This window comes from Amycolatopsis sp. NPDC051371, from assembly GCF_040682155.1.
Lineage (GTDB): Bacteria > Actinomycetota > Actinomycetes > Mycobacteriales > Pseudonocardiaceae > Amycolatopsis.
Genome location: NZ_JBFBAG010000015.1, coordinates 161,085 through 177,926, shown reverse-complemented (window position 1 = coordinate 177,926; position 16,842 = coordinate 161,085). Strand labels below are relative to the sequence as shown.

The window sequence follows — 16,842 nt, the reverse complement described above, 5'->3', positions numbered from 1 at the left end:
CGGGGCATGCGCAAGATCCCGACTCTGTTCCGCCGCGACCCCGAAGACCTCCGGCGCGTCACCCGTGAAGTACACCCCGCGTGCCAGTGGGTGCTCGACGGCGAGGGCGTGCCCACCCGCAAGTACGACGGCACCTGCGTCCGGCTCGACGAGTCCGGGAACTGGTGGGCCCGGCGCGAGGTCAAGCCGGACAAGACGGCGCCGGCCGGGTTCGAGGCCGTGCAGACCGACCCGGAGACGGGGAAGACCGTCGGCTGGGAGCCGGTCGGGCAGTCGGCGTTCGCGAAGTTCTTCGAGGAGGCCCTCGATGGGCTTTTCGGTGCGGTGCCCGGCACCTACGAACTGTGCGGGCCAAAGGTCAACGGCAATCCGGAGAAGCTCGGCGCGCACCGGCTGGTCCCGCACGCCACCGCGCAGGAGTTCGCCGGCGTCCCGCGCGACTTCGACGGGCTGATGGCGTGGCTGCTCGCGCACCCGGAGTTCGAGGGCATCGTCTGGCACCGCCGGGACGGGCGGATGGCGAAGCTCAAGCACCGGGATGCGGTCGCGTCGACCTAGCGTGGCATTTCGCCCACATTCGCTCGGCTGCGCGGGTGGCCGTGGGACAGAATGGCGGTATGCCGCAACTGCGCATCGCGCTCGCCCAGGTCAACCCCACCGTCGGTGATCTCGACGGGAACGCCGACCTGCACGTCGCCTGGACCCGCCGGGCCGCCGAGGCCGGCGCCCACGTCGTGGTCTTCCCCGAGATGTCCCTGACCGGCTACCCCGTCGAGGACCTTTCGCTGCGCAAGACCTTCGCCGCCGCTTCCCGGCAGGCCGTCGAGTCGCTGGCGCGCCGCCTCGACGAAGCCGGCTGCGGCGAAGTGCTGACCTACGTCGGCTACCTAGACCTCGACGAGGTCGGCCCGCGCGACGCGGCGGCGGCGCTCTACCGCGGCGAGGTCGTCGCGCGGCAGTTCAAGCACCACCTCCCCAACTACGGCGTGTTCGACGAGCACCGCTGGTTCAAGCCGGGCACCACGCTCGACGTCGTCCGGTTCCACGGGCTCGACATCGGCATGGTCGTCTGCGAGGACATCTGGCAGGACGGCGGCCCGATCTCGGCGCTGGGCCGCGCCGGCGTCGACCTCGTGGTGGCGCCGAACGCGTCGCCGTACGAGCGGTCGAAGGACGAGCAGCGGCTGCCGCTCATCGCGCGCCGCGCCGCCGAAGCGGGCGCGCCGCTGGTCTACGCCAACCAGATCGGTGGCCAGGACGACCTCGTCTTCGACGGCGACTCGCTCGTCGTCGCCGCGGACGGCACGGTGCTGGCGCGCGCGCCGCAGTTCGTCGAGCACCTGCTCGTGCTGGACATGGACCTCACCGCGGGCGGGCACGCCGGCGACGGCGAACTCGAAGGCCTGCACGTCCGGCGGCGCGTGCTGAGTTCGGACCCGCTGCCCTCCTACGAGCCGACCGCCGAGGCGGTCATCAGCGAGCCGCTGTCGGACGAGGCCGAGGTGTGGCACGCGCTGGTCATCGGGCTGCGGGACTACGTGCACAAGAACGGTTTCTCTTCGGTCGTCTTCGGGTTCTCCGGCGGCATCGACTCGGCCGTCTGCGCGTCGCTGGCGGCCGACGCCTTGGGCGGCGACAACGTCTACGGCGTCTCGATGCCGTCGAAGTACTCGTCGGGTCACTCGAAGGACGACGCCGAAGACCTCGCGCGGCGGATCGGGGCGCACTACCGCGTCGAGCCGGTCGAGGACATGGTCCGGGTGTACGTCGAGCAGCTTTCGCTGACGGGTCTCGCCGAGGAGAACATCCAGGCGCGGACGCGGGGCATGCTCCTCATGGCACTGTCCAATCTGGACGGTCATCTGGTGCTGGCCACAGGCAACAAGACCGAGCTGGCCGTCGGGTACTCGACGATCTACGGGGACGCGGTCGGCGCGTTCGCGCCGATCAAGGACGTCTTCAAGACACACGTCTGGCAGCTGGCGCGGTGGCGCAACGCCGAAGCGGTGAAGCGGGGCGAGACGCCGCCGATCCCGGAGAACTCGATCTCGAAGCCGCCGTCGGCCGAGCTGCGGCCGGGCCAGGTCGACACGGACTCGCTGCCGGACTACGCGCTGCTCGACGACATCCTCGACGACTACGTCGAGGGCGACCGCGGCTACGCGGACCTGGTGTCCGCGGGGTTCGAGCCGGAGACGATCGACCGCGTCGTGCGGATGGTCGACAAGGCCGAGTACAAGCGGCGCCAGTACCCGCCGGGCACGAAGATCACGTTCAAGGCGTTCGGCCGTGACCGGCGGCTGCCGATGACCAACCTGTGGCGCGAGGGCAAGGCCTAGCTCAAGGCGACCTGACGGCCTTCTCTTGAACTGAGGGCCGCCGTCAGGCTGGCTTTGTCGGTGCGGCGGACCAGGAATTCCAGGCCGAGCGCGTCGGTGGCTTCACGCACCGATTCCGGGTCCGGGTGGGTGCCGGTGACCATCAGGAGCGGGATCGACGGCAGGCCGCGCGTGGTCGGGTGCGGGGTGCTGCCCCAGTCGATGAGGAACGGGCGGAGCGTGCCCGGGGCGCTCGGCGGGGTCAGGCGCCAGCGCAGGAGTTCGCCGTCGCCGGTCTCGCGGGACATCTCCCTGGCGTCGCCGGGATCGAAGCCGTGGGCTCTTGCCTGGGCGATGGTCGCGTCGAGGTCGGTGGTGCGGACCGCCCAGGCGACGAGCGCCGGCTCGGTCAGGTCGTCGATGCCGAAGGGGCGCGGGTTCGCGGGTTCCGGCTGCGCGGGGTCGGGGCCGATGACCTCCAGGTACATGCCGGCGCCGAGGTCGGCGAGGTGGTTGGCGGTGCCGAGGCCGACGTGGCTGCCGCCGGGAGCGGGCGTGACGCCGGTGAGCGCGGTGACGCGGGCGACGGCCTCGGCGAGGTCCGGGCCGGCGTAGACGAGGTGATCGAGCACGGGCCTATTTTGTCGTACCCCGGCCGTAGGCTGGCAAGATGACGATGGGGTTCACGGTGTTCGACACGGCGATCGGCGCGTGCGGGCTCGCGTGGCGCGAGGACGTCGTGGTCGGGGCGTCGCTGCCTTCGGCCGCTTTGCACGCGTGGTTCGCGCGGCAGTACCCGGAGGCGGTTCCCGGGACGCCGGGTCCGCGGGTGCGGGAGGCGATCGACGGGATCGTGGCGCTGCTGAGCGGCGAGCGGGTCGATCTGGCTTCGGTCCCGCTGGACTTCTCGGGCGTGCCTTCGTTCAACCGGCGCGCGTACGAGGTGGCGCGGACGATCCCGCCGGGCAAGACGCTGACGTACGGCGACATCGCGCACCGGCTGGGGATGCCGGGCTCGGCGCAGGCTGTCGGGCAGGCGATGGGGCACAACCCGTTCCCGCCGATCGTGCCGTGCCATCGGGTTTTGGCTGCCGGTGGGAAGGATGGCGGGTTTTCGGCTCGGGGTGGGGTCGAGACGAAGCGGCGGATGCTGGTGATCGAGGGGGCGCTGGCGGACGAGCCGACGTTGTTCTGACGGCCGTGGTGGGTTCGCGGCCTGCTCGCCGGGCGGCTGAGCGGGCTGCGAACGGACGACACACGTGCCTGGGCGTTCGGCTCACGTGCCTGGAGCGTCGGCTCGCGTGATTGCGGATTCGACACGGCCCGGCGGAAGGCCGCCGGGCCGTGAGGAGCCTCAGGCGGGTTGGCTTTCCGGGCTCCAGGGCTTCATCCATGGGGTCTCCGGCCAGCCTTCCGCCGCCGCCATCAGGGGGATCGCCGTGGCGCCGTCGACGTGCTCGCGGATGATGTCCGCGTGGCCCGCGTGGCGGGCCGTCTCCTCGATCAGGTGCAGGAGCACCCAGCGGACCGACCACGCCTCGACGTCCTGCGGGTACCACGGCACGCCCTTCGGCACCGGGACCGGCTGCCCGAGGTCCTCGATCCCCGCGATCACCTCCGCCGTGCGCGCGGCCACCTCGTCGTAGCGGGTCAGCACGCTCGCCAGCGTCTCCGAGGGTCCCAGGCTGTACGCCGCCTGGTACTCCGCCATCGCCTGGTCGAACGGCTTCTGGGGCAGCCGCAGCAGGATGTCGATCCAGCCGTCCTCCGTCGACACCACGTGCTTGACCAGGCCGCCCACCGACAGGGAGCTCTTCGTCGGCGTGAGCCGCGCCTGCTCGTCCGTCAGCCCGTGGGCCGCCACCTTCAGCACGTGCCGCTGCTGCTCCAGGTACCGCAGCAGCCCGTCACGCTCGTCGGCCACCGGGGGCACGTTTCCCGCCATCGAGATCAGCTCCTTCGCGTTCGTCCCCGGAATCGTGCCACCGACCACCGACATTTCCGGCACAAACGGCCACCAGCAGCGCCGCCGCGATCGCAAGCGCCCCGCGGTTGCCCGACCACGCCGCCAATGGGCCCGCCAGCGCCGTGCCCGCCGGGGTCAGCCCGAACCCGGCCAGCGACTGGTACGCCGAGACCCGCGACAGCCGGTCGTGCCGGACGTGCCGCTGCAGCAACGTCATCAGCCCGACGCCGAACACCTCGACCCCCACCCCGGCCAGCGCCGCCGCGAGGCACACCCCGAAGACCGGGGCGCCGAAAGTCATCGCGACCAGTGGCGCGGCTGTGAGCGCGCCGCCGCCGACCGCCCAGCGCCGGGACGGCGTCCAGGTCAGCAAAAGCATGCCGCCCAGCACCATCCCGGTGGCGTCGCACGCCATGATCAGCCCCCACGCGGCCGCGTCCGCCGCCACGACCGGCCCGAGCACCAGCTCGTACGCCCCGACCGCCAGCGCGTTGACCGCCGCGAACTGGACGATCATCGGCGCCAGCCAGCGGTGCGACCGGAACTCCGTCCACCCCTCGCGCAGCGAACGCCCGACTCCGGTCCGCGCGCTGAAGGTGCCTTCGATCCGGATCGCCAGCCCGAGGACGATCGCGACGACGAACGTCAGCGCGTCCGCCAGCAGGGTCCAGCCGGGCCCGGTGGCCGCGACCACCCAGCCGCCGAGGGACGCACCGCCGATCTGGGCCAGGTTCAGGGCAGCCGGAACGCGGCGAACGCGCGCGGCCCGTGTTCCCGGCCCAGGTCGCGCAGCAGCAGACCCTGCGCCGCCGGACGAGCGAACGCCGTCGCGACGCCGGTCAACGCGGCCGCGACGGCGACGTGCGCGAGCCGGGCCTGGCCGGTCAGGACGGAAACCCCGAGCCCGGCCTGGACCACCGCCGAGACGAGGCTCGTACCGACCAGCACGCGGTTGCGCGGCCACCGGTCGGCGACCACCCCGCCGGCCAGGAAGAACACCAGGGCCGGCACGAGCCCGCAGACGCCGACCACCCCGACGTCCCCCGCCGAGCCACCCATCCCCAGCACCGTGAACACGATCGCGACCTGGGCACCCGCGGTGCCCAGCGCCGAGATGGTCACCGACGTCGTGTGCAGCACGAACGTCCGATTCCGCCACAAGGACAAGACTTCCCCAGAGTTAGATGCAAGGTAGTTAGTGTCAATTTCGTATATATACTTTGCGGGTAGAGTCGCGGACGTGTCAACCGAAAACATCCCCACCGGGGCGGAGCTGGCCGACGCCCTGCGGCGCATCACGCACGTCCTGCGCCGGTACGCGGGGGCGCCCTACGCCAAGCGCGGCTGGCCGACGGCCCAGGTCCAGCTGCTGCTGATGGTCGACCTGCTCGGCGACCGGCCGCGGATGGGCGAGGTCAAGCGCCGCCTGGGCGTCACCGGCCGGGCGATCACTTCAGCCGTCGACGCGCTGGAGCGGGACGGGCTGCTGCGGCGCGAACCGGACCCGACCGACCGGCGCGCGAGCCTGCTGGCCGTCACCGAAGCCGGCCGCACGCGGCTCGCGGAGATCGAGGAGATCCAGCACGGGCACGCCGACGACACGTTCAGCGTGCTCGACCCGGCCGAGCGCAAGACGCTGCTGGAGCTGCTCAGCCGCCTCGAGGCGCATGTCGGGGCGCGGGCTTGATGAAGGCGTACGCCCCGCCGACGCCGTACAGGACGGCGCGCACCACCTGCTGAACCCGGCTGACCACACCTTCGGCGGTGTCCAGCTGCCGCGCGAGCACGAGGGCGGCCCAGGCGACCAGCACGACCACGAGCCCGGTGACGGCGAGCGCGCGCCAGCCCGGCGGCCACCAGAGGATCAGGCTGACCACTCCGACGACGAGCACGACGGTCGCCAGGAACGAGAGCACGCCGCTCTGCTCCGGGTACGCGGCCTGCAGGAGCGCGACCAAGCCGAACACGCTCACCGAGATCGAGCTGAGCCGCGCCGTCCAGTGAACCGGGCCGAGCCGGTGCAACGGGGGCCCGGCGAGCAGGAACGCGACCCCCGAGACGGCCAGCAGCACGCGAAACACCGGCGGACCGGTCAGCAGCGCCTCGACCGGGTCGTGCACCGGCGAGACGTCCGTCGGGAGGAAGAACTCCAGGAGCCATCCCGAATACGCGAGGACGGCCAGTCCCATGAGGAGGGCCGAGGCGATCCGAGCCGTGCGCACGAGGCACACATTAAGCGACCCCCGGCGCCACGGCCGCATCACCGTGATCACGTCGACCGAGTCGTTATGCCTGCGGACGGACGAAGGGGAAGAGGACCGTCTGGCGGATCGAGGCTCCGGTGAGCATCATGAGCAGCCGGTCAACGCCCAGGCCGAGCCCGCCGGTGGGCGGCATCCCGTGCTCCAGGGCCAGCAAAAAGTCGTCGTCCAGCTCCATCGCTTCGACGTCTCCGCTCGCCGCGCGCAGCGACTGCGCCTCCAACCGCCGCCGTTGTTCGATCGGGTCGGTCAGCTCGGTGTAGGCGGTGCCGACCTCGGAGCCGAACGCGATGAGGTCCCAGCGCTCGGCCAGCTGCGGGTCCTCGCGGTGCTGGCGGGTAAGCGGCGAGACGTCGGTCGGGTAGTCCGTGTAGAAGGTCGGCAGCACGGTCGCGCCCTCGACGAGGTGCTCGAACGCCTTGAGCACGAGGTCGCCGTGGCTCGGCTCCTCCCCCACCGGCACACCCGCGGCGAGGCACAGCCGGCGCAGGTCGGCCACCGACGTCCCCGAGTCGACCTGCTCCCCGAAGGCCGCCGAAACGGCGTCGTGCACGGTGATCACGGGCCAGTCGCCGGAGATGTCGTGGTCGACGACCTTGCCGTCGGCGCCGGGCCGGCGCACGACCTGAGCGCCGTACGCCGCCTCGGCCGCGTGCTGGACGAGCTCGCGCGTCAGCGTCCGCATCGTGTCGTAGTCGGCGTACGCCTGGTACGCCTCGAGCATCGTGAACTCGGGGTTGTGCGTCGCGTCGACGCCTTCGTTGCGGAAGTTCCGGTTCAGCTCGAAGACGCGCTCCACGCCGGCGACGCACAGCCGCTTGAGGTACAGCTCCGGCGCGATCCGCAGGTACATCCGCATGTCGTAGGCGTTGATGTGCGTGACGAACGGCCGGGCGTTGGCGCCGCCGTGGACCGTCTGCAGCATCGGCGTCTCGACCTCGAGGTAGTCGGCGTGGTGCAGCCGGTCGCGCACCGCGCGGACCACCGTGGACCGCAGGCGCAGCATGTTCGTCGAGTCCGGGTTGACCGCGAGGTCGAGGTAGCGCTGCCGCACCCGCGTCTCCGGGTCGGTGAGGCCCTTCCGCTTGTCCGGCAACGGGTGCAGGCACTTGGCGGTGACCGTCCACTCGTCGACGAGCACCGAGAGCTCACCGCGCTTCGATGTGACGACCTGGCCGCTGACGCCGACGTGGTCGCCGAGGTCGACGCCGGTCCGCCAGCCCGTGAGGTCGAGCTCGCCGGCCTCCAGCATCAGCTGGATCTCGCCGCTGAAGTCCTTGACGCGCGCGAAGCACAGCCCACCGAGCGTGCGCATCGCCAGCACGCGCCCGGCGATCCGGACGCGGTGGCCGGTGCCGCTGTCCGGTTGCAGGTCCCCGAACTTCTTCACGACGTCGCCGATGTGGTCGTCCCGGCGGAACCCGACCGGGTACGGGTCGATCCCGGCCTCGCGCAGCTTGGCGAGCTTGGCCATGCGGACGCGGACCTGTTCCGGCCGCCGGGCCGGCTTCGCCGCCGGGACCGCCGCGGACTCCTCGATCTCCCGGACGCGCGCGACGAACTCGTCGCTGACCGTCTCCAGCCGCAGCGCCCGCGACCGTCCGGTCGGGACGAATCCTTCGAGCGCGCCCGCGACGATGCCGACACGCGGGAGGCGCCGCGCCGAGGAGTAGCAGAGGAACCGCGGCTCCCAGTCCGGCCCGTACTTGGCGTTGGACCGGTACAGCGACTCCAGCTGGAAGAACCGTGACGCGAGGCTGAGGATCCCGCGCCACAACCGCAGCACCGGGCCGGCGCCGATCCGCTCGCCCTCGGAGAAGACCGCGCGGAACATCGCGAAGTTGAGCGAGATCCGCTGCGCGCCCAAGTGCTGCCCGGCCGCGACGACCTCGGCGATCATGTACTCGTTGAGGCCGTTCTCGGCGTCGCGGTCGCGGCGCATGAGGTCCAGCGAAAGGCCGCGCCGGCCCCACGGCACGAACGACAGCAGGCCGCGCAGGTCGCCGCGGGCGTCGTAGGCCTCGACCATGACGCTGCGGCCGTCGCTCGGGTCGCCGAGCCGGCCCAGGGCCATCGAGAACCCGCGTTCGGTCTCGGCGCCGCGCCAGGCCTGGGCGCGGGCGAGCAGCTCGACCATCTCGTCGTCGGGGATCTCGCCGTGGCGGCGCACGCGGGAGGTGTAGCCGGCACGCTCGATGCGTTTGACGGCTTGGCGCACCGAGCGCCGCTCCGGCCCGGCGAGGCTGAACTCGCGGATGTCGAGCACCGCTTCGTCGCCGATCTCCAGGGCGCGCAGGCCCGCGTCGGTGTACGCCTTCGCGCCGCGCTCGCTCGCCCCGAGCACGCCCGGCGTCCAGCCGTACGTCCGCGTCTCGTCGAGCCACGCGCGGACGGCGTCCGGCCACGCCTCGGGGTCGCCGATCGGGTCGGCGCTGGCGACGCTGGTGCCGCCGAGGACGCGGTAGGTCACGGCCGCGCGGCCGTTCGGCGCGAAGACGACGCTCTTGTCGCGCCGGGTGGCGAAGTAGCCGAGAGAGTCGTCCTCGCCGTGCTCGGCGAGCAGCCGGCGCACCCGAAGCTCCTCTTCGTCCGTGCGCAGGCGACGGCTGCGCACACCGCGGAACAGCATGTACAGCGCGGCGGTGGCGACGGCGGTCGCGCTCAGGTCGATGAGCACGTCCAGCCAGGCCGGCCCCTCGCCGACGCCGATCCGGCGCAGCTGCAGGTTCTCACCGGTGGCGTGGTTGACGACCCAGGCGAAGCGCTCCCACGAGTCGCCGAGGTGGCCGGGAAACGCTTCCGCCAGCCCCCAGCCGACCAGGATGACCGCGGCGAGCCCGCCGAAAAGCATGGTCAGGCCGTCGCGCCAAGCGCTCGGCGCGAGCCGGGCGGGGAACGCCCTGCGCAGCATGAGCAGGAAGCCGATCAGGGCGACCGACAGCACGTCGGCCGCGGTGAGGGCCCACAGCTGGACGGGGATGTGCCGGACCTGCTTCGACCCCAACGAGAGCAGTTCGGGCGACCACAGCAGCGTCGCCTGCAGGGCCAGGGTGAGCACCAGCCCGACGACCTGGAACAGCACGAGCGTGTACAGCGCGGCCTTCTTGCGGCGGCGCAGCGCGGCGCCCAGCACCACCAGCAGCAGCACCATCACCAGGCTCGCGCTGGTCGGCACGCTCAGGCTCGAGAACGCCATGTCGATGCCGTTGAGCAGGTGCCCGTGCGGGCCGTTCGTGAACAGGAGGAGCACCGAGAAGACCGCGGCCAGCTGGACCACGGTCGCGACGATGCCGCCCGCTCTCGCCTTCCAGGCGGGGAGGCGCGGGCGTGTGCTCGCGAGGGTTCCCATCGTTGCTTTCGTCGCCTTTCGCGGCCGATCGGTGCTCATGCCCTCTTCTTGACGTCAGTGAACCCGGGTTGGTTGTCCACGGACATCAACCTGAAGGCTGACGGCGAGTGGTCCCCGAGGGTGTGAAGCTTGTCGCACGCGGTTGGGGCCCGTCCGGGGGCGTGTCACGCTTTGAGACGCCTCTGCTCCACGACCCGGGGACCTCACCGAGGCCTCGAGGGAAGGACGGTCGACGACGATGTCTGCCACCGAGAACGGGCCCGCCGAAGAGGCGGCCCCCTACGGCACCGGATCCGCGCCCAAGCCGGCTTCGGGCCGGAAGGTCCGCGTCCACCACCTGCGCGAGCTCAAGGAACGCGGCGAGCCGTGGCCCATGCTCACCGCGTACGACATGTACACCGCCGCGCTGTTCGACGAGGCCGGGATCCCCGTGCTGCTCGTCGGCGACTCCGCGGCCAACAACGTCTTCGGTTACGACACGTCGCTGCCGGTGACGGTCGACGAGCTGCTGCCGCTGGTCCGGGCGGTCACCCGGTCGGTCAAGCGGGCTCTCGTCGTCGCCGACCTGCCGTTCGGCTCCTACCAGCTCTCGCCGCAGCAGGCGCTGGAGACGTCGGTGCGGTTCATGAAGGAGGGCCGCGCGCACGCCGTGAAGCTCGAAGGCGGGCGGCGGTTCGCCGCGCACGTCGAGGCCCTGACGTCGGCGGGCGTGCCGGTGATGGGCCACATCGGGTTCACCCCGCAGAGTGAGCACAACCTCGGCGGCTACCGGGTGCAGGGGCGCGGCGAAGCGGCGGACGTGCTGCTCGCCGACGCGCTGGCGCTGCAGGAGGCCGGGGCGTTCGCGGTGGTGATGGAGATGGTGCCCGCCGAAGCCGCGAAGCGCGTCACGGCGGAGCTGAAGATCCCGACAGTCGGCATCGGCGCGGGTCCGGACTGCGACGCGCAGGTGCTCGTCTGGCAGGACATGGCCGGGCTGCGGCGCGGGAAGGCACCGCGGTTCGTCAAGCGCTACGCCGACGTCGCGACGGTGCTGCAGAACGCGGCGACGGCGTTCGCGGAGGACGTCCGGCGCGGCGAGTTCCCGGCACCGGAGCACGCTTTCCACGACTAACCCCGCTCCCTGAACCGCTCGGCGAGCTCCGGGTCGTTCTCCCACCACAGCCCCGACGTCGATGCGGCGCCCGAAGCGGCTTCCTCGTCCAACTGGACGTCGATCTGCTTCGCGCGCCGCTCGTCGTCGCGGGCCCAGCGGATGAACAGCGCCACCACGAACGGCAGGCCGGCGACGTCACCGCCGATCCAGAGCACGCCCGCGCCGATGATCTGGTCGGTGCGGGGATCCGGCCCAAGCCCCGGGTGCGCGGCCGCGTAGTGCGCCGGCGCGAGCAGCGGCCCGAGCCACAGCACCAGGCCGAGCGCGCCGTCGAAGACGACCTCGGTGAACGCGATCCACACCGACACCAGGTGCGGGTCCGTGCGCGGGGTCGGGTCCAGTCCCAGCCGCGTCCAGAAGTACGTGAAGCCGGACAGGACGAGCGCGAGCCGGACCAGGCCGTCCGCCACCGGCGAGCGCAGCGTGAGGTCGTAGAGCGGGGTCAGGTAGAGCACCAGTACCGGCACGACCAGGGTGAGGGTGACGACCGGCGGGAACGTCAGCGCGCGGGCCACCTTGCCGCGGCCGTGCCGCCGCAGCCAGGTCGCGGGCCGCGTGTCCAGCAGGAGCCGGATCGGGGCGCCCAGGGCGAGCAGCAGTGGCGTGATCATCAGCAGCGTCGTGGTCTGGACCGCGCGGACCCAGAAGAACGTCGTGTCGTAGACGGCCAGCGGCGAGCAGGTGACGACCACGATGGTCCCGAGCCCGGCGAGGAACGCCGTCATCCGGCCCGGTGGCCACCCGCGGTGGCGGGCGGCGCGGAGGTAGAGCCCGCCCAGGGCGAGCACCAGGAGCACCGCGGGGACGTCGAAGGTCAGCGGCACCTCACACCGCGAAGAAGATCAGGCTGCCGATTCCGGCAACGACGCAGTAAATGGCGAACGGGGTCAGGGTGCGCGTTTCGAAGTAACCGGTGAGGAACCGGACAGAAATGTACGAAGCGACCCCGGCGATGACACTCCCGACGAGCGCCGGGCCGAGGGAGGCGTGGTTCTCCGGGGCGAACAACGTCGGCATCTTCAGCACGCCGGCGGCGAGGATCACCGGCGTGGCGAGCAGGAACGCGAAGCGCGCGGCGTCTTCGTGGCCCAGTCCGCGGCGCAGCCCCGCGACCATCGTGATGCCCGAGCGGCTGATGCCCGGCAGCAGCGCGAGGATCTGCGCCGCACCGATCAGGACGGCTTCGCCGACCCTCAGCTTCGCCAGCCGGACGTCGGTCCTCTCGTCGACCGTGACCGCCCGCATGACGAGGGTCTCCTCGGTCGAGAAGTCCACAGTGTCCGCTTCTTCGGCGGGCTTCCCCCGCGAGAACTTCTCGGCGGCGTAAAGGACTCCGCCGTTGAGCGCGAGGAAGATCGCCGACGGCACCGGCTTGCCGAGGTAGTCGCGCAGCAGACCTTCGAGCAGCAGCCCGGCCAGCCCGACCGGGATCGTGGCGAGCACGAGCAGCCACGCGAGCCGCTGGTCGGGGGTGCGGACCTCGCGGTGGCGGATCGACGTCCACAGGCCGCGGATGATCCGCACCCAGTCCTTCCGGAAGAACAGCACGAGGGCCAGCGCGGTGGCGACGTGCATCGCCACGAGCACCGCCAGGTAGGGCGAATCCTTGCCGATGCTCAGGTCCCGCTGCCATTGCCCGCCGACCCAGGCGGGCAGCAGGATGCTGTGGCCGAGACTGGACACCGGAAACAATTCCGACACCCCTTGCAAGGCGCCGACGACAATCGCCTCGACGTAGGTCACCGCGGACATTCCGAGCCTTTCCGTACCACTTTTCGAAACCCCGACACCGGAACGTACCGGCCCATTCGTTAACCCCGGGCAAGGGGCACGGCCGCGCTCAGCGTCCTCTCAGCGGGCGTTCACGTATATGAACTTCAATCATGTTCTTGACTGACGTTCGGGCCTTGGCTTAGCGTTTAGCCCGTCGCCGCCACGACGAAGATTCGAACCCTCGACGAGGAGGACGGGAATGCGTGTGCGGACTGCCAGCCGTCGTGACCACCCCGACGGCGTCGTTTCTCCGAACCCGGACGTCGCCCCCGCAACGGGCGGCTGACCACTCAGACCGGGAGCCCGCTCAGCCCGGCGGCGGGGGCGGGCTCCCACTTTTCTTGGTCGTCGTCCCGCTCTCGGCGGCGGGGTGTCGGGGCGACGGCCAGGACCCTCGGGCAGAGTGTCGGGCATGGACGAGCTCTACCCGCCGATTCCTCCGCGTGCCGAAGGATTCCTGGACACCGGCGACGGGCACCGCATCCGGTGCCAGGAGGCGGGGAACCCGGCCGGGAAGCCGGTCGTGGTGCTCCACGGCGGACCCGGCAGCGGGATCGCGCCGATGGCGCGGCGGCACTTCGACCCCGCAGCCTACCGGATCGTCCTGTTCGACCAGCGCGGCTCGGGACAGTCGACGCCGGGCGCCGAAGACTTGCGCGCCAACACCCTCTGGCACCTGGTTTCCGACATGGAGGCCCTGCGCGAGCGGCTCGGCATCGAGCGCTGGCAGCTCTTCGGGGGCTCGTGGGGCGCGACCCTCGCGCTCGCCTACGCGCAGACGCACCCTTCGCGCGTCAGCGAAATCGTCCTGCGGGGCGTGTTCACGGTGCGGCAGAGCGAACTGGACTGGATCTACCGCGGCGGCGCCGCGAACGTGTTCCCGCGCGAGTGGGAGGCCTTCCTCGCCCCGATCCCGGCTTCCCGGCGCGACGACCCCCTCGCCGCGTACAGCGATCTTTTGGCCCATCCGGACGAGGAGGTCCGGCACCGAGCGGCGGTCGCTTGGAGCACGTGGGAAGGCGCGACGGTTTCCGTGCAGCCCCAGGAGTCCTTCGTCCGGCAGTACGCGGAGCCGGCGTTCGCGCTGACGTTCGCGCGGCTCGCGGTCCACTACTTCTCGCACGGCGCGTGGCTCGAGGAGGGACAGCTGATCCGCGACGCGGGCAAGCTGGCCGGCATCCCGGGCGTGATCGTGCAGGGCCGCTACGACACGGTGTGCCCGCCGACCACGGCGTACGAGCTGCACCGGGCTTGGCCGGGGTCGGAGCTGAAGCTGCTGGAGGGTGCCGGGCACGCGGTGACGGACCCGGGGGTGCTGGCGGCCTTGCGCGCGGCGACGGACTCATTCCGCCAGTAGCACCGCGAACACCTTCTCGAGCTTGGCTTCGAGGACACCCTCGTCGGCACGGGCGAGCTCGGTGCTGCCGATGAGCGTGCGCATCACCCAGAAGCCGGCGATCACCGCGAGCGCCAGCGCCGGGCCCTCGGTGTTCCTCTTGTCCGGGAGGACGTCGGTGAGGTGCTTCTCGACGTGCCGCTCGATGCCCGCGCGCAGGATCTCCGCGGCGCGCGGGTTGGGCGCGGACCGCAGCATCAGCAGGAACGGGTCGAGCCGCCCGGCATCCGGGGCGGTCCGGCGCACCAGGACGGCCGCGATGTCCGCGGCGAGCGTCGCCGGATCGTCGGTGAGCACGGTCCGCTCGGCCATCGCCGCCTCGACGACCTCGGCGAAGAGTCCTTCCTTCGAGCCGAAGTAGCGGTTGACGAGCATCGCGGTGACCCCGGCGGACTCGGCGATCTCGCGCACGCCGACGGCGTCGTACCCGGCTCGGGTGAAGGCTTCGAGCGCCGAGTTCAGGATCGCTTCCCTGGTCGCGGCGGCGTTGCGGGGTCTCATGTATACGAGTGTAGACTTGAGCTAAGTCTACAGGTGTATACCTCTTGGGAAGGTGCTTCATGGATCTCGAACTCACTGGTAAACGAGCACTTGTCACCGGCTCCAGCGCCGGTCTCGGCGAGGCGATCGCGCGGCTCCTGGCCGCCGAAGGTGCCGCGGTGGTCGTCCACGGCCGGGACGTCTCCCGCGCCGGGCGGGTCGCCGAGTCGATCGGCGCGACGGGCGTCGCGATCGGCGACTTGTCGACCGACGCGGGTGCGGACGCGGTGGCGTCCGCGGCCGGGAACATCGACATCCTGGTGAACAACGCCGGCTCGTACGACCACCTGGGGTGGGCCGAAGCGACGCCGGACGTCTGGGCGTCTGCCTACGAAGCGAACGTCGTGTCGGCGGTCCGGATGATCCACCGGTTCGTCCCGGGCATGCGCTCCCGCGGCTGGGGCCGGGTGGTCCAGATCGGCGGCGGACTCGCGATCCAGCCGATGGCGATGCAGCCCCACTACACGGCGACACTCGCGGCGCGGCACAACCTGGCGGTGTCGCTGGCGCGCGACCTCGCCGGGACGGGCGTGACGTCGAACGTCGTGTCCCCGGGCGCGATCCTCGTGGACTCGGTGCGGTCATTGCTGACATCGATCGCGCCGGACCACGGCTGGGGCACGTCGTGGGAGGAGATCGAGCACGCCGCGGCCCGCGAGCTGGTCCCGAACGACGTCGGCCGACTGGGCCGTCCCGAGGAGATCGCGGCGGCGGTCGGGTATCTGGTGAGCCCGGCGGCGGCTTACGTCAGCGGCGCGACGATCCGGGTGGACGGTGGCACGATCCGGTCAGCGCACTGACGTTGGCCGGTAGGGGCCGAGCGGTGCGAAGCACTCGGGTTTTCCGGCTATGGTCGGCCCGATCCGTTCACGGCTTTGGGGAGGAACGATGCGGGCCAAGGCATTCCTGTGCGCGGTGCTGAGCGCCGCCGGACTGGCCGTCGCTCCGGGGCCGGCGTCGGCCGCGGCTGCCGAGTGCAGCATCGACTTCGACCACATCTGCCTGTGGTCGGACATCAACTACCACAACGGCTACGGCGCTTGGGCGGGTTCGGTGCCGAAGCTTCCGACGGCCCTGAACGGCAAGGTGTCCAGCCTCAAGAACATCATGCCCGGGGCGGTCTTCTTCTATTCCAGCGAGAACTACGGCGGCAGCTCCTTCTGCATCAACCCGGGCGATGTGGACCACGACCTGACCGCCCGGTACGGCGGCGGCATCAGCTGGAACGACCGCATCAGGTCGTTCCGCTACTACCCGGGCGGCTTCTGCACTCTTCCGTGAGTCAGAGCCGGCCGCCCGACGCCGTGTCCCCCGACAGCCGCTGCGCCAAGTACACCGGCACCGTCGAAACCACGATCAGCACCGCCGCCACCACGTTCACGATCGGCGCCTGGTTCGGCCGGAACAGGTTGTTGTAGATCCAGATCGGCAGCGTCTCCATGCCCGTGCCCAGCGTGAACGTCGTCACGATGATCTCGTCGAACGACAGCGCGAACGCCAGCAGCCCGCCCGCCAGCAACGCCGACCGCAGCATCGGGAACGTCACCAGCCGGAACGTCGTGAAGCCCGTCGCGCCGAGGTCCATCGACGCCTCCTCCAGGTTTCCGCCCATCCGGCGCAGGCGCGCGACGACGTTGTTGAACACCACCACGATGCAGAACGTCGCGTGCGCGATGATCGCCGTCAGCAGGCCCAGGTCGATGCCCAAGATCGTCCGGAACGCGTTGTTCAGCGCGATGCCCGTCACGATCCCCGGCAGCGCGATCGGCAGGATGATCAGCAGCGACACCGGGTTGCGCCCGAAGAACCGGTAGCGCTGCAACGCGAACGCCGCCATCGTGCCCAGCAGCAGCGCGATCGCCGTCGCCGCCAGCCCGGCTTCGACGCTCGTCCAGAGCGCGTGCAACGCCCCTTCGTTCGACGACGCGCGGCTCCACCACTCGAGCGTGAACCGGGACGGCGGCCAGCCGAACGTCGTGTCGGCGTTGAACGAGTTGAGCAGCACCACCAGCAAGGGGAAGTAGATCACCGCCAGGCCCAGGCCCAGCGCTGTCCACAAGAGCGCCCGAGACGTCCGCACCGA

Annotated in this window: 18 protein-coding genes; 8 read left to right on the top strand and 10 right to left on the bottom strand. The window is 71.2% G+C overall.

Going from position 1 to position 16,842, the window contains the following annotated elements; translation table 11 throughout:
* Positions 1-6: 6 nt before the first annotated feature.
* Both AB0M59_RS20475 and AB0M59_RS20470 read left to right on the top strand, forming a co-directional pair.
* Positions 7-558 carry a DUF5565 family protein gene (locus AB0M59_RS20475; protein WP_364617117.1) on the top strand — a complete coding sequence of 184 codons (552 nt, stop codon included), beginning with the start codon at positions 7-9 and terminating at the stop codon, positions 556-558.
* Between the two features lie 59 nt (positions 559-617).
* A complete protein-coding gene (locus AB0M59_RS20470) occupies positions 618-2,339 on the top strand; it encodes an NAD+ synthase (protein ID WP_364617115.1) in 1,722 nt (573 codons plus the stop codon).
* Here the strand turns inward: AB0M59_RS20470 and AB0M59_RS20465 are convergent.
* The gene (locus tag AB0M59_RS20465; protein ID WP_364617113.1) at positions 2,336-2,950 is read right to left on the bottom strand and encodes a VOC family protein; all 615 of its coding nucleotides are present in this window, start codon (positions 2,948-2,950) and stop codon (positions 2,336-2,338) included. The genes AB0M59_RS20470 and AB0M59_RS20465 overlap by 4 nt on opposite strands.
* A gap of 38 nt (positions 2,951-2,988) precedes the next feature.
* Here AB0M59_RS20465 and AB0M59_RS20460 point away from each other — a divergent pair, with 38 nt between their 5' ends.
* A complete protein-coding gene (locus tag AB0M59_RS20460; RefSeq protein ID WP_364617111.1) occupies positions 2,989-3,513 on the top strand; it encodes a methylated-DNA--[protein]-cysteine S-methyltransferase in 525 nt (174 codons plus the stop codon).
* 159 nt (positions 3,514-3,672) lie between these two features.
* Here AB0M59_RS20460 and AB0M59_RS20455 read toward each other — a convergent pair whose 3' ends face one another.
* The 3 genes from AB0M59_RS20455 to AB0M59_RS20445 are packed head-to-tail and all read right to left on the bottom strand — an operon-like array spanning position 3,673 to position 5,445.
* On the bottom strand, positions 3,673-4,263 hold the full coding sequence (locus tag AB0M59_RS20455; RefSeq protein WP_364617109.1) for a DinB family protein: 591 nt from the start codon (positions 4,261-4,263) through the stop codon (positions 3,673-3,675).
* Entirely contained in the window at positions 4,226-4,978 is a 753-nt protein-coding gene (locus AB0M59_RS20450; RefSeq protein WP_364617107.1) for a hypothetical protein, read from the bottom strand. The genes AB0M59_RS20455 and AB0M59_RS20450 overlap by 38 nt, the downstream gene beginning before the upstream one ends.
* A 38-nt stretch (positions 4,979-5,016) precedes the next feature.
* Positions 5,017-5,445: an MFS transporter gene (locus AB0M59_RS20445; protein WP_364617105.1), complete on the bottom strand. Its 429-nt coding sequence runs from the start codon at positions 5,443-5,445 to the stop codon at positions 5,017-5,019.
* Between the two features lie 79 nt (positions 5,446-5,524).
* Here AB0M59_RS20445 and AB0M59_RS20440 point away from each other — a divergent pair, with 79 nt between their 5' ends.
* Positions 5,525-5,971, top strand: coding sequence for a MarR family transcriptional regulator (locus AB0M59_RS20440; protein WP_364617103.1), 447 nt, complete (start codon positions 5,525-5,527; stop codon positions 5,969-5,971).
* On the opposite strand, the gene AB0M59_RS20435 is transcribed toward AB0M59_RS20440, so the two are convergent.
* Complete coding sequence (locus tag AB0M59_RS20435) at positions 5,934-6,506, bottom strand: hypothetical protein (RefSeq protein WP_364617101.1); 573 nt, start codon at positions 6,504-6,506, stop codon at positions 5,934-5,936. The two genes, AB0M59_RS20440 and AB0M59_RS20435, sit on opposite strands and share 38 nt — an antisense overlap.
* Positions 6,507-6,570: 64 nt before the next feature.
* Positions 6,571-9,894 (bottom strand): bifunctional lysylphosphatidylglycerol synthetase/lysine--tRNA ligase LysX, encoded by a 3,324-nt coding sequence (gene lysX / locus AB0M59_RS20430; RefSeq protein WP_364617144.1) that lies wholly within the window; start codon positions 9,892-9,894, stop codon positions 6,571-6,573.
* Between the two features lie 238 nt (positions 9,895-10,132).
* Here lysX and panB point away from each other — a divergent pair, with 238 nt between their 5' ends.
* Positions 10,133-11,008: a 3-methyl-2-oxobutanoate hydroxymethyltransferase gene (gene panB, locus AB0M59_RS20425; protein ID WP_364617099.1), complete on the top strand. Its 876-nt coding sequence runs from the start codon at positions 10,133-10,135 to the stop codon at positions 11,006-11,008.
* On the opposite strand, the gene AB0M59_RS20420 is transcribed toward panB, so the two are convergent.
* Together AB0M59_RS20420 and AB0M59_RS20415 are read right to left on the bottom strand one after the other, a co-directional pair.
* Positions 11,005-11,874 (bottom strand): cytochrome c oxidase assembly protein, encoded by an 870-nt coding sequence (locus AB0M59_RS20420; RefSeq protein ID WP_364617098.1) that lies wholly within the window; start codon positions 11,872-11,874, stop codon positions 11,005-11,007. The two genes, panB and AB0M59_RS20420, sit on opposite strands and share 4 nt — an antisense overlap.
* A gap of 1 nt (position 11,875) precedes the next feature.
* Entirely contained in the window at positions 11,876-12,802 is a 927-nt protein-coding gene (locus AB0M59_RS20415) for an undecaprenyl-diphosphate phosphatase (RefSeq protein WP_364617096.1), read from the bottom strand.
* A gap of 433 nt (positions 12,803-13,235) precedes the next feature.
* Between AB0M59_RS20415 and pip the strand changes: the two genes are divergently transcribed.
* On the top strand, positions 13,236-14,180 hold the full coding sequence (gene pip, locus AB0M59_RS20410; protein WP_364617094.1) for a prolyl aminopeptidase: 945 nt from the start codon (positions 13,236-13,238) through the stop codon (positions 14,178-14,180).
* On the opposite strand, the gene AB0M59_RS20405 is transcribed toward pip, so the two are convergent.
* Positions 14,166-14,720, bottom strand: a complete 555-nt coding sequence (locus AB0M59_RS20405) for a TetR family transcriptional regulator (RefSeq protein WP_364617093.1) — start codon at positions 14,718-14,720, stop codon at positions 14,166-14,168. The two genes, pip and AB0M59_RS20405, sit on opposite strands and share 15 nt — an antisense overlap.
* Positions 14,721-14,779: 59 nt before the next feature.
* Here AB0M59_RS20405 and AB0M59_RS20400 point away from each other — a divergent pair, with 59 nt between their 5' ends.
* Positions 14,780-15,559 carry an SDR family NAD(P)-dependent oxidoreductase gene (locus tag AB0M59_RS20400; RefSeq protein ID WP_364617091.1) on the top strand — a complete coding sequence of 260 codons (780 nt, stop codon included), beginning with the start codon at positions 14,780-14,782 and terminating at the stop codon, positions 15,557-15,559.
* Positions 15,560-15,647: 88 nt separating this feature from the next.
* Positions 15,648-16,040 carry a peptidase inhibitor family I36 protein gene (locus AB0M59_RS20395; RefSeq protein WP_364617089.1) on the top strand — a complete coding sequence of 131 codons (393 nt, stop codon included), beginning with the start codon at positions 15,648-15,650 and terminating at the stop codon, positions 16,038-16,040.
* Position 16,041: 1 nt separating this feature from the next.
* Here AB0M59_RS20395 and AB0M59_RS20390 read toward each other — a convergent pair whose 3' ends face one another.
* Positions 16,042-16,839: an ABC transporter permease gene (locus AB0M59_RS20390; RefSeq protein WP_364617087.1), complete on the bottom strand. Its 798-nt coding sequence runs from the start codon at positions 16,837-16,839 to the stop codon at positions 16,042-16,044.
* Positions 16,840-16,842: the final 3 nt, after the last annotated feature.

Bases quoted from the DNA above. Each gene is read 5' to 3' on its own strand.
- AB0M59_RS20455 (WP_364617109.1), bottom strand. From the start codon at position 4,263: ATGGCGGGAAACGTGCCCCCGGTGGCCGACGAGCGTGACGGGCTGCTG.
- AB0M59_RS20405 (WP_364617093.1), bottom strand. From the start codon at position 14,720: ATGAGACCCCGCAACGCCGCCGCGACCAGGGAAGCGATCCTGAACTCG.
- AB0M59_RS20415 (WP_364617096.1), bottom strand. From the start codon at position 12,802: ATGTCCGCGGTGACCTACGTCGAGGCGATTGTCGTCGGCGCCTTGCAA.
- panB (WP_364617099.1), top strand. From the start codon at position 10,133: ATGTCTGCCACCGAGAACGGGCCCGCCGAAGAGGCGGCCCCCTACGGC.
- AB0M59_RS20460 (WP_364617111.1), top strand. From the start codon at position 2,989: ATGACGATGGGGTTCACGGTGTTCGACACGGCGATCGGCGCGTGCGGG.
- lysX (WP_364617144.1), bottom strand. From the start codon at position 9,894: ATGGGAACCCTCGCGAGCACACGCCCGCGCCTCCCCGCCTGGAAGGCG.
- AB0M59_RS20470 (WP_364617115.1), top strand. From the start codon at position 618: ATGCCGCAACTGCGCATCGCGCTCGCCCAGGTCAACCCCACCGTCGGT.
- AB0M59_RS20475 (WP_364617117.1), top strand. From the start codon at position 7: ATGCGCAAGATCCCGACTCTGTTCCGCCGCGACCCCGAAGACCTCCGG.
- pip (WP_364617094.1), top strand. From the start codon at position 13,236: ATGGACGAGCTCTACCCGCCGATTCCTCCGCGTGCCGAAGGATTCCTG.
- AB0M59_RS20395 (WP_364617089.1), top strand. From the start codon at position 15,648: ATGCGGGCCAAGGCATTCCTGTGCGCGGTGCTGAGCGCCGCCGGACTG.
- AB0M59_RS20400 (WP_364617091.1), top strand. From the start codon at position 14,780: ATGGATCTCGAACTCACTGGTAAACGAGCACTTGTCACCGGCTCCAGC.